Raw genomic sequence first — 14183 nt, 5'->3', positions numbered from 1 at the left:
GGGAGAGGGGGAGAGGGGGAGAGTGGGAGATGTGGGAAAATCTTCCTTATTCATTCTTCCGACTTCGATCCGACTTCCATCCGTTACATCCGTTACATCCGTTACATCCGTTACATCCGCTACAAAATCCGCTGCCGAACTTGCTTCTTCCTTCTCCTCTTCATCCCCTCTTCCTTCTTCCTTCTTCCTTCTTCCTTCTTCCTTATGAAACAGATTCCACTCGCCACTTTCAACTTGGCGGTATTTCCAGGTAAGGCCCGATTCATCGATCGCCCTTGTCCAAGCTTTGTAAGCTGTATCCAAACTTTCCCACCAAGCATCCATACCAGCGCCAAGTTCCCAAGCGCGGTGGATTACAGCGCCCAAACGTCGATCGCCCCTACCGACAAAATCCTCCATCGCCGAAATCCGCACATCAGTATAATTCACCTTGAGATTTCTCATCCCCCGAAATTCACCCTTCAGCAATCTTTGCTTGCGAGAAAACTCAGTAGTAGAAACCGAGTGCCACTGAAAAGGAGTGTGAGGCTTAGGCGTAAAATTAGAAATTGTCAAGTTGAAATTCAGTGGCCGCCGGCCATCTAGCCTGCATTCCCTTTGCAGCCAGCGGACTGTTTCGGCGATTCCCAGCACATCAAAATCTGTTTCCCCAGGCAAACCGATCATAAAATACAGCTTGATTTTATCCCAACCGCGATCGACCGCAGTTTTGACACCCCGCAACAATTCCTCGTTTGTCAAACCCTTGTTAACAATGTCGCGCATCCGCTGCGTACCAGCTTCCGGCGCAAAAGTCAAACCGCTTTGCCGCGTACCACCGAGAATGTCAGCAATATTATCGTCAAATCTGTCAACCCGCTGGCTGGGTAGAGACAGAGAGATATTTTTGTCTTTCAGGCGGTTTTTGATTTCCATCCCGACTGCTGGGAGTGCCAGATAGTCGGAACAACTCAGGGAAAGCAGGGAAAACTCGCTGTGCCCGGTGGCTTTCATTCCTTGTTCGATCGCTTCTACGACTTGTTGCGGTTCCACATCGCGCGCGGGGCGAGTCAGCATTCCCGGCTGACAGAAGCGACAACCGCGGGTGCATCCCCGGCGGATTTCGACTGTTAATCTGTCGTGCACTGTCTGAACGTAGGGCACTAAGCCGATCGAATAAGCTGGTATGGGAGTCGCGACTCGGCGTAGAATTCGATCGGGAACTTGCGGGCGGTTGGGATGAACAGAACCATCGGCCGCCATATCGTAGAATTGCGGGACATAAACGCCGGGAATTTGCGCTAAATCCAGCAGCAATGCTTCTCGGCTCAAATTATTAGCTTTGCCTTCTGCCAAAATCAAGCCAATTTCCGGCAGCAATTCTTCTCCATCTCCCATTGCGATGAAGTCAAAAAAGTCAGCGTAGGGTTCGGGATTGGAGGTGGCGGTTTGTCCGCCAGCAAAAATTAGCGGCAAATCTGCGCCATTTTGGGCATTTGTCGCTCTTTCTTGCCAAGTTAGGGGAATGCCGGCTAAATCCAGCATTTCCAGAATGTTTGTGGCTCCGAGTTCGTAGCTGAGGCTGAAGCCCAGAATATCAAATTCTGTGAGCGATCGCCTGGATTCTACGGCAAACAGGGGAGTTTTAGTCGATCGTAGTTTTGCTGCTAAGTCTGGTGCGGGCAAATAAGCTCGATCGCACAACTGTCTCGGCCCAGCATTCAAAATATTGTAAAGGATGATGTGTCCCAGATTGGAAGCACCAACTTCATACACTTCTGGATAAGTTAGCACCCAGCGTACAGACGCTGCATCCCAAGGCTTGCGCACAGCCCCTAACTCGTTTCCTAGATAACGAGCAGGCTGATTGATTTCTGCTGTAAGTAATTCTTCGACTTTTACTGCCACGGCTCGACTCGCTAAATACTTGCGACTCTTAAGCAGCCTACCTTAAAATCTGCCAACACGCCAACGGCAGTCTTCTCTCTTTGGGGGCGTTTAACTGAAATTGCTGTGTTTTGTAACTTGTTTTCACCGTTGAGTACATTCTAGGAGTGCTTGTTTACACACGAATTGGTGGCTTCAAAGCTTTCGACATTTTCAAATATCTCAAAAACTCGATCGAGTTGGCTGAGTTCCAGAATCATTCTTATCCCGGCGGAAACTGAGCAAATACTAAACCGTCGCCGCATTTTTTTCGCCTGCTTGAGGCCGGAAATCAAGGCCATCAAACCTGCACTGTCAATTAATGTAACTGCGCCCAAATCCACGACTACTGCTACAACTCCGGGGGCTGCAATTGCTGTGGTTAGTTGCTGTCCGAATTTTTCGGCTGTGGCTGCATTCAGGTGGTCTAGGGGTCGAATCACCGTAATTGGTTCCTGGGCAAGAAGTGTCATATATCAAACCTATGGTTGCTACGTATTTTCTACTACCGCACTGGACGGGCATCAGCCTAAACCTACTTAACACTTACGAGCCTAACTTGCTCTGAGGAAAACCGACCAGTAGTTTTGAGTAGTTTACTGAATCTTTATTTATTTACTCTTTTTTATGAAACTTTCTGCAATATTTGGGGAGTAAAGGTAAGCTACTATACTATTTTTTATTTATGCCAGCAAGTTTAGTCTTGGCAATGGTCAAAATTGCGATCGACTTTGCCCTAGCTGTTAGGTTAAACTGAGGAATGTAATTGAAATCACTTGTTAGTTCTGATTTAGATCACGCGCCTGATCGACTGTTTAGATGATAATCAAACTGTACGGAGTTCTCCGAGCTAATATGCAAGCAACCTATGCTATTCGTCATCTTGTAGAAAAAGCCCTCTACATTAAGCAGTTGACGCCTGACATTGAAAACGAAATCAACTACGAGCTCACCCGTTTGGGCTACATCTCGGATATTGATTATGAGGCTTTAGAGTTATTAATGGATGAAATGGATGCTGGCCGGGTGCAATTGGTATCTAGTCGATAGTTGGAACCGGACGGCACAGGAAAAATTCAATAGCAAAACAAAATCCTGATCCTTGCACGGCAGGAAATAGAGGAGTGCCAAAAGCATTGGCTGCGGTACAGTATTTTTCCAAGGTCGCACTAATTTGCTGAACTTGATATTTGAGGAGCTGGTTTTTGCACCTCAGTATCAGAAACTACAAACTTTGACCTAAATTAAATCTATAACTTTAGGGGCTTGACAAATGAGCTGTGATCGTAATTTGTACTAAAAAAAACGTTTGTTGACCGTATTCTCCGATCGCCCAAATCCTATAAAATTTAACATTCGTTCGTAGTTAGCGCATCCATCATCGCCGAGTCAATCAAAAATCGATCGCGCGTAGCGCCAAACTTGCCACCACCGCCACCAACTCAGCAGGATTGAGAGGCTTGGGTACGTGAATTTGAAAACCCTGCCGCAGCGCCCGTACCCGTTCCTCTACGCTACCGCTAGCCGTGAACGCCACCGCGGGAATTTCCTTCCCAACTTGCGATCGCACTTGCCACAGCAGAGCATCTCCATCAGGAGCCTGCATCCCAATATCGATCGCCAAAACATCTGGATTCAGCCTTGAAATCGCCTCCAAAGCTTCCTTTCCCGATGCAGCCGTCTCCACCACAGCCCCGCAATCTTCGAGCACTGTACGCACAAATTCCAGGGAATCCCCGTCGCGATCGACCACCAAAACTCGCACTCCCGAAAGGTTACTGCTGACAAAAGACTCATTTACAGGGGTTCGCGCCGGGGTTTCTCGAACCACAAACTCCCCAGTCCCGGCAATAGAAAATTCGCCCTCGCCCTGTCGTTGTTTAATTGGCAATCTCACCAAAAACGTCGATCCTTGTCCCTTCCCGGCCGATGTCGCTTGCACCGTCCCCCCGTGCATTTCCACAAAATGGCGCACTAGGGCCAAACCCAAACCTAATCCGTCGTGCGATCGCGTTGTAGAGCTGTCACCTTGGCTAAATCGCTCGAAAACGTGTGGCAAAAACTCCGCCGCAATCCCTTGTCCCGTGTCGCTAACCTCAATTTCCACACTAGGCAGTGACAAATTTTCAGAATAGGCGAATTGGGGTGTACTCGTCCTCTCCACCTTGCGTAGCGCCACCCTCACCTGTCCTCCGTCAGGAGTAAACTTAATCGCATTCGACAGTAAATTCCACGCCACCTGCTGCAATCGGCCGGAATCACCAAACATCCGCCCCGCAGTTTGGTCGAAATCCGTCACAATTTCAATATTTTTTGCCCCAATCGCGGCGGCGAGAGTTTCGATAGCACCTTCCACCGTCGAAATCAAATCCACCCACCGCAAATTCAGCGACAGTTGGCCAGTCATAATCTGCGACACGTCCAACAAATCTTCAATTAGCGTCCCCAGCGATCGCGTATTGCGATCGATCGTTTCCAGAGCCTTAAAAGTCGTTTTTTGATCAAACTTGCGGTGACGCAGCAGTTGCGCCCATCCCAGCATCGCATTCAACGGCGTCCGTAATTCGTGGGACAAAGTTCCCAAAAACTCGTCTTTAATCCGGTTTGCCCGCGCCAATTCCTCAGCTCGATCTTGCAGTTCTTTTTCCAATTCCTTGCGAACCGTCAAATCGAGAATAAAAGCCACTGATTCTTGTCGTTTTTCACCCAATAAAATATACCCCATCAACACCGGAATCCGGCTGCCATCGGGCCGAATGTATTCCTTTTCATAGGGAGTGCAAACACCCTCGGCTTTTGCCTCTGCGATGCCGATTTCGTCCAAAGGCAGGTACTCCGGCGGTGTAATATCAATCCAGCGGAGTTCCCCGTGCTGCAACTGTTCCCGCGTGTAGTCCACCATCCGCAAAAATTCGTCGTTAGCCTCACTAATACCACCGTCAACATCGCCGAACAGAATCCCGATCAAGTTAGATTCTGCCAACATTTTTAGCTTTTCTTGACTAGCTTTGAGTGCAGATTCTGCTTGCTTGCGATCGGTCACGTCTTGGATATAAGCAGACAAACCAGAATCGCAAGGATAACAACGCACCTTCAACCACTTATTCCATAACGGCACGAATTCTTCATATTCGATCGTTACCTTTTCTGCTAATGCTTTGGTGACGATTTTGTAAGACGGTAAATCGACAGCGCAGGGAAATATATCCCAAACATTTTTACCTATCAGTTCGGCTTCTGACTTGCCTAAAATCTCAAGAGCTTTGTTGTTGACATAGGTGTAGTTACAATTTAAATCTACCGCGATAAAAGCGTCGGTAATGCTTTCGAGAATGTTAGTAGTTCGATCCTTCGCCGATTGCAGCGCTTTCGCTGTTTCTTCTGCTTGCTTGCGAGCTGCTTGTTCGTTTTTCAAAGCGGCAGCGCGTTCTTGTTCTGCCAGTTTGCGATCGCTAATGTCGATGCAAGAACCGATGTAACCGGCAAAAGTGCGATCGGGTCTGTACAGGGGTACGCCCCTACTTACAACCCAGCGATATTCCCCGTCATAGCGCCTCAAGCGGTACTCAATCCGGTACTCGCTGCGGGCGTCGAAGGCTCTCCGGTAAACATCCATATATTGTGGTAAGTCATCGGGGTGCAAGCTTTCCATCCAACCGATGCCGATTTCTTGCGCTAAAGTTCGATCAGTAAACTCCAGCCAAACTTTGTTAAAGTAATCACCAAGTCGATCGATATCCGACATCCAAATCATCACCGGCGCGGTATCTGCCATAATCCGAAATCTCGCTTCGCTCTCTAGCCGCTGTGCTTGAGCTGCTTTGCGATCGATCCGTTCTTGAACTTCCCGCAGAGCCCGTTCAATCGACGGCACCAACCGCGTCAAACGGCGTTTGAGAACGTAATCTGTAGCGCCACTTTTCAAAGTCTCAATTGCCACTTCCTCGCCCAAAGTAGCCGACACAAAAATAAACGGCACTTCCGGACAAGTAGCGCGGGCGATTTCCAGCGCTGCTATCCCATTAAAACAAGGCAGCATATAATCTGCCAGAATAATGTCATAACAATTATTTTCCAGCGCGGCGGCAAAATCTTCCCGAGTTTCCACGCACAGCAAAGAAAAGTCTAGAGCGCCATCCATGAGATATGCCTCAATCAGTTCGGCATCTAGGGGACTGTCCTCTACCAAAAGGATATTGAGCGTTTTCACAAAAATTCCTTAATATTTTTTACAGAAATATGTAATCAAAATTCCTTGAATATTTCCATTATTTACTCAATTCCCAGAGTAGATCTAAAGAAAACATAAAAAATTGCTCAGATCCCTGTTTCCAAGTCTGCCCCAGTTTGCCACTGCATCCCCAGCTCTGCTCAAAAAAAATATCTTTGTCAGTCCTGAACTCACAAAAACCCAGTCAAGAGTCAAAATCAGAGGTTGTGATACCAGTTTAAAAAAAGAATGCAACTTTAGGCAAGCTGCAAACCATACATAATCAATCATGCCCTATTCTCTATTCTCTATTCTCTATTCTCAGATGGTATGAGCGATCGACCTTAACGCAGAAACCGGGTTTTTGACCCCCTTTGTGACCCGGAATTTTTAGCAAATGTCGGAAACACAGGTATCTATCCCAAGATAGATCTTTGCGAATTTGCTCTAATTCAGAAGCCCGGGTATTAAAAAAATCGGTTTTTTGACAACAACAGACAATTTAAATGCGGTTGTCCTGGATGCACAAAAACGCGGTTTCCACGCAACCTACTAATACCATTGTTTCAAAATCATGCAACAGTATTTGTAGGGTGCGTCGCTTCAGATAAATCCCTGGCGTTGCTTAATCAGGGTATGAAAAAGAACCAGGCAAAAATCCAGAAGCTTTGTGGATAATGGTTTTTCTGATGTGCATATTTAGCCATTCATACTGTAAATCAGCAACGCCGAATTTGACTCTATTTTACTAGAAAAAATTGGTTTAAAGCCGGAACCCTTGTAGGGAGAAATTAAAATCAGACTATTCATTACTCCAATCCTCTTCCTTCTAGGTCGAGGTCGCTGTCAACTGAATGAAGGTTTTTCAAAGAATAGTCAATCGATTTGAGATTGGAGATTTACTTGCAGGATTGAATTTGGGATTTGGAACTTTGGTCTAATTCTGTTGACTTTCCAATCATGAGTTTACCAGAAAGAATTGGTTTAAAGCCGCAACCCTTGTAGGGAGAAATTAAAATCAGACTATTCATTACTCCAATCCTCTTCCTGACCGGGAGAGGTCACTGTCAACGGTCAACGGTCAACTGTCAACTGTCAACTGTCAACGGTCAACGGTCAACTGTCAACTGTCAACTGTCAACGGTCAACTGTCAACTGTCAACTGTCAACTGTCAACTGTCAACTGAAGTAGTACGGTATCCATTTTTAAGCGGAGTCAAATAGTTTAAGAAATAGCTTGAATTTGATAAACATTTAATCTATGATGTCTCACCTTTCTCGATCGCACTTCTGTCAAGTTCTAAAAAAAATGATTGTTCGATGGGAGGGGGCGCGATCGCGGTACAATCACCAAAGGTCTTGCTCTAGCCAGCCCCATCCTCAAAATTCATCAGTTCTCGAAGCAGCCGAAAAGCCCTCAACAGAAAAGGCCCCGACTGTGATCGCCTCAACACTGCGAGCTGATTGGTTGATTCCGAGCCAAAATGTCTTAAAATATACAGTACGGTGAGCTGTCGCACAGCCCGCAAACATTAAAAGCAAGCGCCAAATAGCAATAATTCTTTAAAATATAGGTATAGTACCGCCGATCCCTAACTCTTCCGCGCTCGGAAAGGGCAGGGTTTGGCAGCATAAAAGACGATCGTCCATAGTAACTTTCAGTAAAGCCCGTGCAGTTGCTTTATTCTCAAGTTTATTCAGGTTATTGCAGCCAGTTACGAGGAGATTTGACCCGCCGTGCTCCAACGCATCAAACAGGACTTAAAAAACGACCTGATCGCAGGTCTGTTGGTAGTGATCCCCTTAGCTACCACCATCTGGCTGACAATTACCATCGCCAGTTGGGTGATCAATTTTCTCACCAAAATTCCCAAGCAGATCAACCCTTTTGACGGACTCAACCCGATTTTGGTGAATCTGCTAAATCTCTTAGTAGGGCTAGCTGTGCCCCTGCTGAGCATTTTAGTCATCGGTTTAATGGCCCGCAACATCTTCGGTAAGTGGCTGCTAGACTTTGGTGAACAGCTATTGCAGGCAATTCCCCTAGCCGGTTCGGTTTACAAAACCCTGAAACAACTGCTGGGAACTATCCTCAAGTCTAATAACAAATTTCGGCGGGTGGTTTTGGTAGAGTATCCCCGGCGGGGAATCTGGACTTTGGCTTTTGTAACCGGTACGATCGAGAGTAAAGAGATTCCGTCTCATCTTTCCGGCGAAAGCCCGATCGGCATTTTCATCCCCACTACTCCCAACCCCACCACAGGATGGTACGCTATAGTCCCGGAAGCAGATGTAGTCAATTTGTCAATGTCGATCGAAGATGCCTTTAAAGTCATCATCTCCGGCGGCATCGTCAACCCCAACAACTCAATTGCAGTCACCGCCGACAACCCTCCTGGTAAAACACTCGAACCCTTGGTATCCGAATCAAGATACCAGCCTGTACCAGTCGAAGAAGATTAAACCAAGATCAGACGACGGTTGAAAGCGCGCCTAGAAAAACGTAATTTCAACCGCCGAGTCTTCAACCCACGCACCATCTGGGTTTTGTTTGTGTAGATGCGGTTTCAACCGCCGAGTCTTGTTCAAAACCTGCCCACAAACAATCGTGACCGAGGGCAGGTTTTTTGCTAAGATAAGACGGCGGTTGAAACCGCGTCTAGACAAACGATGTCCGCCTCCGCGGACTAAAGAAAGATCAAGTAATGTCAACCTTCTGATCTTCAACCCGCGGAGGCGGGTTTTGTCTGTGTAGACGCGGTTTCAACCGCCCAGTCTTGTCCTTTCAACCAGCGCCTAACAATCTCAACAATTCCTAAATTCCTAAAGTCCCAAATTCTATCTAAAAACTATGAAAAAAGCACGCGAAACATCACGCGAACTCGCACTCCTTGGCATCAGCCAATTGCCGACAAATCCAGAACTCTTAGAAGCCAAGAAACTGCAAGATGTTCTTCTTGCCGCCATTCGCACCCTGACTACAGAAGTTCAAGAATCCCTGGAAGCAGCAGCATCGGAAATACAGCGAGGTAACGACAAACTGCTGGCTAGCGAAATCCGCGCCGCTGATATACAAAGTGCTAGAGCAATGGTGCGGGAAGCAGTCGAACTCACGCAAACCGCTATCAACCGTCTCGGTTCAGCAATGGAGTTTCCAGAACTGATCCAGCTAGCCAACCAGCAAGATGTCCGCACCTATGCTTTGCAAATCTTGACGAAAGTTAGCGCCAACCGCGTTCAAATTGACGAATTGCTCTCGGAAGCCCTCGTGGACTGGCAAATCGATCGCCTGCCTAGGATCGATCGAGATATCATGAGAATTGCGATCGCCGAAATCCTCTATCTTGGCTTACCCGAACAAGTCAGCGTCAACGAAGCCGTCCAACTCGCAAAACGCTACAGCGGCGACGAAGGACATCGGTTTATCAACGGAGTCCTCCGCCGAGTCGTCGATAAAATTAACGCAGAAGTTGTGAGTCAATAGTCGATAGTCTGTAGTCATTAGTCATCAGTCATTGGTCATTAGTGATTGGCAATCCGCAATCCGCTCTACACTAAGGACTTAGGACTAATGACTAATAACTACTCTCTATTCCCAATTTCCTATGGTATTTAATTGGTTTCGTCGCCAGTACAGCGAAAGCGGATCTTCTGAACCAGAAACTCCCTCCGAACAAACCCCAGATGAGGCGGCACAATCCGCACCGGTTGAGCCTCAAACAGATGCAGCAGTAGAGGAAACCTCCCCCGCTGTAGCCGAAGATTATCTCAATTGGGCTAAAGCTGCTTACAAAAATATTCAAAAACAGCAACAAGCTGAAACAGAAGTTGCTCAAACAGCAGAAGCCGAGATTCCAGCAGCCGAAACAGAAGTTGCAGAAGTTGCAGAAGTTGCAGAAGCACCCACCGCAGAAACTGTTGCAGACATTGCGGAAGTTGCAGCACCAGCACAGACAGCAGAAGCCGAGATTCCAGCAGCCGAAACAGAAGTTGCAGAATTTGCAGCAGCACCCACCGCAGAAACTGTTGCAGATATTGCGGAAGTTGCAGCACCAGCACAGGCTGAAACTAGCGATGTTGAAGAAATTAATGCAGTCAGTTTAGTAGAAATTCCCGAACCTCCGCAACTAATGGTCGAGGCGATCGATTCTGTGCCTGTTGCTCAACAATTAGAAGTTACAGCCGAAAATATAGAAATTGGCACACCTGCAAATGAGCTTGCAGACACAGAATCGATCGCATCTGAGGACTCCGCAGCCGAATCTTTGCCATTTTGGGCCAGAGCTCAGGCCGATCGCCTCGATCGCATCGAACGTCTCAAAGAAACCGCCCTTGAGGAACCAGAAGTCATCGCAGCCGCCGCCGAAAGAGCCGCAATTATCGAAGAAATTCCCGGTTTTGCCTTTGACGAAGGCTTCCTCTGGTCATCTGAAATCCTAGCCAGTCAAGGCCGCCGGCCCGATCAAGTATCCGTCGAAGAAATCAGTTGGCTGCAAAAACTGCGCAAAGGTTTAGAAAGAACTCGCCGCAGCTTAATTAATCGACTAAAGGCGATCGTCGGTCAAGGCCCGCTCAATGAAGACGCGGTAGCCGAAATTGAGACTTTGCTCCTACAAGCCGATGTCGGAGTCGCAGCCACCGACATCATTATCAACCGCCTCCAAGAAAGACTTAAACAAGAAGTTTTGCCGCCAGAACAGGCTTTAGCCTTCCTGAAAACCATCCTGCGCGACATTCTCGACGCTCCGACAGCCGAAACCGCCGCCGGCAATCCCGCCTACAGTCTGACTTTTGCCCCGGAAAAAGACACTTTCAACATTTGGTTGATTGTAGGAGTTAACGGTGCGGGCAAAACTACGACGATCGGCAAACTAGCCCACATAGCCCAAAAATCCGGCTACAAAACCCTAATTGCTGCCGCCGACACTTTCCGCGCCGCCGCCGTCGAACAGGTGAAAGTTTGGGGCTCCCGCAGCGGTGTCGAAATTATTGCTAACGAGGGGAAAAATACCGATCCGGCTGCTGTTGTGTTTGATGCGATCGCCGCTGCGGGCGCCAGAGACACAGAATTGTTGATCGTAGACACCGCCGGCCGCCTCCAAAACAAGAAAAATCTGATGGACGAATTAAGTAAAATCCGTCGCATTATAGACAAAAAAGCCCCCGGTGCTACCGTAGAATCTCTACTGGTTTTGGATGCCACGCTAGGTCAAAATGGTTTGCGACAGGCAGAAGTGTTCGCAGAATCTGCAAAATTAAGCGGAGTAGTATTGACAAAACTCGACGGTTCTGCTAAAGGTGGTGTTGCCCTAGCAGTAGTGCAGCAGCTAGGTCTGCCCATCCGCTTTATTGGAGTCGGAGAAAGCATCGAAGATTTGCGCCCGTTTTCTAGTTATGAATTTGTGGAAGCCCTACTCGATTTTAGATTTTAGATTTTAGATTTTAGATTGATGAGGTATCTGTAGCCGTCCCAATTTTTAGAGGCGGATACAGAGCTTCAAAATATCAAATTCTTAACCTTGAACTAGCATCGCAGGACTTGCGCCGACTGCCACGGGCGATCGAGTGAAAACTAAATATCTAGAAATAATACCTTCGTTCTGTTATTGCTTGCTTCGGATCAAAGCGTGATCCAAAGCGTGTCAAATTGAGCTACGGATGTAATATTAGTCTGCTGTCTGATTGCACAGTCTTCCCGATCCCCCCCTAGCCCCCCTTAAGAAGGGGGGGACAAGAGCGCTCAAAGTCCCCCTTCTTAAGGAGGACAGAAAATGGTCAAAGTCCCCCTTCTTAAGGGGGACAGAAAATGGTCAAAGTCCCCCTTCTTAAGGAGGACAGAAAATGGTCAAATTCCCCCTTCTTAAGGGGGACAGAAAATGGTCAAATTCCCCCTTCTTAAGGGGGATTTAGGGGGATAGGGCCTCAGCTATAAACGAGATTTCTTAACGATTTCAGACTTAAGTTGATACAACTGTCCTAGTGCCCAACTTCCTTGGCGAGACCCAAACTACTTGCTCGATAAAAAACCGGATTTCTGTTCAGGTGCTGCGTAATTCCTCACTCAATCAACCTCCTTTTAAGATCTAAAATCACAAATTTAAAATGACTGCTGTGCCCTTGCCTCGCCCCTCACCTCAACCTGCTGACCGCCCTCCGGGTCGCAATTCCACCGACGCGACGCCAGTATTTGCCCTCAAAGAACTGGTGGCGCGCTTGTACCGATACCAGCACAACGTTCAAGATATGTTGGGTTCGCTGGGATTTGCCCTGCGCAGTTTTAACAATCTCAACCAATTTTTGGAGTTGGTGCCTTTGGTGGCAACTCGCGTTACCGACGCCGACGGGGGAGCTTTAGTGCTGTTCAAACCCAACGGTCAAGTCAGGTTCCAGCAGTTGCACTGTCAGGAAGGACGGCAGTGCCAAGATATGCGAAAAGCGCTAGAAATAGCCACCAGGCAAGCTACAGCAGGTGCGGGCGTGGCTGGTGCATCTTTTTGGGAAACCTCTGGGCAAACTTCCAGTCTCGACCTGCAAGTAAGTCGTTATTTGGGCCCGGATGTTCATCTGTTTGGGGCGCCAATTTTAGTCAAGAATTTGGAACGCGGACGGCTTTATGTTTTTAGCAGTGATCCGCAATATCTGTGGACTCCCAGCAGACAGAAATTAGTTCGGTTGGTGGCGGATCAAACCGCCGTGGCCATCTACAAAGATGAACTTACTGTTAAGTTAGCTGAAAAAGAACGCTTAGATAGAGAGTTAGAAATCGGGGCGGAAATTCAATTGCGGCTGCAACCCCGCAGTTGTCCTAAAATTCCTGGTCTTGATGTGGCTGCTCGCTGCCAAACTGCTAGCAGAGTCGGCGGTGATTATTATGATTTTATTCCCGCTGACTATGACCCGATCGGCAAGGAATATGAGGGGGAACACCCCCCATCCCTGATTAAAAATCTCAAGTCCAAAATCGACAAGGGCCGCTGGAGCATAGTCATCGGCGACGTGATGGGCAAAGGGGTACCGGCTGGCCTGTTGATGACGATGACGCGGGGTATGCTGCGGGCTGAGGTTTTGAACCGCCACTCGCCTGCGAGAATTTTGCAACATTTAAACCGGGTAATGCACGCGGATTTGGAGAATTCCCACCGTTTTGTGACTCTGTTTTATTCGGAGTATGACCCGAAAACTCGCGTTTTGTCTTACAGTAATGCTGCTCACCATCCGCCTTTGCTGTGGCAAGCTGCAACTAATTCGATTGTTCGGCTCGATACTTTGGAGGGAATGTTGATTGGTCTGGATGCTGATTCGCGCTACCAAGAAGCCCACGTGCAATTGCAGCCTGGTGATACTATTATTTATTACACGGACGGATTTACTGATGCTGCTAATCAAACGGGCGAGCGCTTTGATGAGGATAACTTAACCGCGGCTTTTCAGTGGGCTTGTCAAAATTATCAGCAGGCTGAGGAAATTTTGGATTATTTGTTCGATCGCGTTCAGCAGTTTATCGGTATTGGCAATCGCAACGCAGATGACATGACACTGGTTGTACTTAGGGTAACATCTTCGATAGGAGAAAATCACCATGATAGTTAGTTTAATTTCGGAAATTACTGTTGGATTTACCAGCTCGATTAATTGGAGCGATGTGGCTCACCTTTTAGTTCTGAAATCTCATTTGAGTACGGTGATTTTGGGTCAAAGCTACGAAATTTTTACGAATTTTCAGAAAGCTTGGAACAATTTTGTGACGACTGGTCAAATAGGAGCTTTTTTTATCGGTATATTTGTCGGCTGGTTCATTAAGGGAATTTTTCCTTAGATTTGTGCTGGGGATTTGAAGGCATTAGGAAAAGACTGTAAAAGTTCAAAGTCAGGACTTCATTATTTTTTCATACAGCGCAATTTTTACATTTTTGTAGTCAGGACTTCAGTTTTTTAGTGTTAATAAAGGTATAACCGGGAGAAGGATTTGTATTCCTTACTACAAACCGGGAGAAGGACTTGTGTTCCTTACAAAAAATCGGTTTTCAAAGACTTCTACAACAGGCATATAATCTAGTTTTACTTTCCG

General features: G+C 47.3%; 10 protein-coding genes. 7 read left to right on the top strand and 3 right to left on the bottom strand.

Annotation, left to right across the window (positions count from 1 at the left end):
- Nucleotides 1–1887 (bottom strand): TIGR03960 family B12-binding radical SAM protein (locus K4039_RS12095; protein WP_265235434.1); only part of this gene is annotated, 1887 nt, incomplete at its 3' end.
- Between the two features lie 140 nt (nt 1888–2027).
- The gene (locus tag K4039_RS12090; protein WP_265235433.1) at nt 2028–2378 is read right to left on the bottom strand and encodes an STAS domain-containing protein; all 351 of its coding nucleotides are present in this window, start codon (nt 2376–2378) and stop codon (nt 2028–2030) included.
- Nucleotides 2379–2760: 382 nt separating this feature from the next.
- On the opposite strand from K4039_RS12090, the gene K4039_RS12085 reads away from it, so the two are divergent.
- A complete protein-coding gene (locus K4039_RS12085) occupies nt 2761–2955 on the top strand; it encodes a hypothetical protein (RefSeq protein ID WP_193975465.1) in 195 nt (64 codons plus the stop codon).
- Nucleotides 2956–3298: 343 nt separating this feature from the next.
- Here K4039_RS12085 and K4039_RS12080 read toward each other — a convergent pair whose 3' ends face one another.
- A complete protein-coding gene (locus K4039_RS12080; RefSeq protein WP_265235432.1) occupies nt 3299–6115 on the bottom strand; it encodes a PAS domain S-box protein in 2817 nt (938 codons plus the stop codon).
- A 1309-nt stretch (nt 6116–7424) separates the two neighbouring features.
- Between K4039_RS12080 and K4039_RS12075 the strand changes: the two genes are divergently transcribed.
- The 6 genes from K4039_RS12075 (at nt 7425) to K4039_RS12050 (ending at nt 13931) form a co-directional block, all read left to right on the top strand.
- Complete coding sequence (locus tag K4039_RS12075; protein WP_265235431.1) at nt 7425–7625, top strand: hypothetical protein; 201 nt, start codon at nt 7425–7427, stop codon at nt 7623–7625.
- Nucleotides 7626–7852: 227 nt separating this feature from the next.
- Entirely contained in the window at nt 7853–8578 is a 726-nt protein-coding gene (locus K4039_RS12070) for a DUF502 domain-containing protein (RefSeq protein WP_265235430.1), read from the top strand.
- A 388-nt stretch (nt 8579–8966) separates the two neighbouring features.
- Nucleotides 8967–9599, top strand: coding sequence for a transcription antitermination factor NusB (gene nusB / locus K4039_RS12065; RefSeq protein ID WP_265235429.1), 633 nt, complete (start codon nt 8967–8969; stop codon nt 9597–9599).
- A gap of 121 nt (nt 9600–9720) precedes the next feature.
- Nucleotides 9721–11547: a signal recognition particle-docking protein FtsY gene (gene ftsY, locus K4039_RS12060; RefSeq protein WP_265235428.1), complete on the top strand. Its 1827-nt coding sequence runs from the start codon at nt 9721–9723 to the stop codon at nt 11545–11547.
- A gap of 670 nt (nt 11548–12217) precedes the next feature.
- Entirely contained in the window at nt 12218–13705 is a 1488-nt protein-coding gene (locus tag K4039_RS12055) for a PP2C family protein-serine/threonine phosphatase (RefSeq protein WP_265235427.1), read from the top strand.
- Nucleotides 13695–13931, top strand: coding sequence for a hypothetical protein (locus K4039_RS12050; protein WP_265235426.1), 237 nt, complete (start codon nt 13695–13697; stop codon nt 13929–13931). The genes K4039_RS12055 and K4039_RS12050 overlap by 11 nt, the downstream gene beginning before the upstream one ends.
- Nucleotides 13932–14183: the final 252 nt, after the last annotated feature.

The organism is Lyngbya sp. CCAP 1446/10, from assembly GCF_026130175.1.
Taxonomy (GTDB): Bacteria; Cyanobacteriota; Cyanobacteriia; order Cyanobacteriales; family Microcoleaceae; genus Microcoleus.
The sequence above is the reverse complement of the archived record's forward strand: the minus strand, read 5'-3'. Positions and strand labels throughout refer to the sequence as shown.

Excerpts from the sequence above, each read along its gene's own strand:
- K4039_RS12075 (WP_265235431.1), top strand. The coding sequence starts at position 7,425 with ATGATTGTTCGATGGGAGGGGGCGCGATCGCGGTACAATCACCAAAGG.
- K4039_RS12050 (WP_265235426.1), top strand. The coding sequence starts at position 13,695 with ATGATAGTTAGTTTAATTTCGGAAATTACTGTTGGATTTACCAGCTCG.
- ftsY (WP_265235428.1), top strand. The coding sequence starts at position 9,721 with ATGGTATTTAATTGGTTTCGTCGCCAGTACAGCGAAAGCGGATCTTCT.
- nusB (WP_265235429.1), top strand. The coding sequence starts at position 8,967 with ATGAAAAAAGCACGCGAAACATCACGCGAACTCGCACTCCTTGGCATC.
- K4039_RS12055 (WP_265235427.1), top strand. The coding sequence starts at position 12,218 with ATGACTGCTGTGCCCTTGCCTCGCCCCTCACCTCAACCTGCTGACCGC.
- K4039_RS12085 (WP_193975465.1), top strand. The coding sequence starts at position 2,761 with ATGCAAGCAACCTATGCTATTCGTCATCTTGTAGAAAAAGCCCTCTAC.
- K4039_RS12090 (WP_265235433.1), bottom strand. The coding sequence starts at position 2,378 with ATGACACTTCTTGCCCAGGAACCAATTACGGTGATTCGACCCCTAGAC.